Source organism: Citrobacter sp. VF227 (genome assembly GCF_052950715.1).
In genome coordinates this window covers 1-442 of record NZ_JBRFVF010000552.1, presented here as the reverse complement: position 1 = coordinate 442, position 442 = coordinate 1, and the positions used below count along the sequence as shown (strand labels likewise).

Here is a 442-nt window from a genome sequence, read left to right as displayed (position 1 = left end):
TATTCTGGTGTGCGGTCTTAACCCGCATGCCGGTGAAGGCGGTCATATGGGAACGGAAGAGATAGAAACTATCATTCCGGTTCTCGATGAACTGCGTGCGCAGGGGACGAAATTGAATGGCCCGCTGCCCGCAGATACGCTGTCTCAGCCCAAGTATCTCGACCACGCGGATGCCGTGCTGGCAATGTACCACGATCAGGGTCTCCCCGTGCTAAAATACCAGGGCTTTGGTCGCGGTGTGAACATCACGCTGGGCCTGCCCTTTATTCGCACATCCGTCGATCACGGTACCGCGCTTGAACTTGCGGGACGTGGACAAGCAGATGTCGGCAGGTTTATTACGGCGCTTAATCCCGCCATCAAAATGATTGGTAATACCAATGAATAATCGAGTCCAACAGGGCCACTTACCACGTAAAAGTTTCGGGAAAAACGTCCTCAA

The 442-nt window shown here is 53.4% G+C and carries 1 protein-coding gene; it reads left to right on the top strand.

All coding sequences use genetic code 11. The features are described from left to right. Positions 1-388: 4-hydroxythreonine-4-phosphate dehydrogenase PdxA (locus tag ACU8YC_RS27805; protein WP_446896371.1), on the top strand; the 388-nt coding region annotated here is incomplete at its 5' end. Between the last annotated feature and the right edge of the window lie 54 nt (positions 389-442).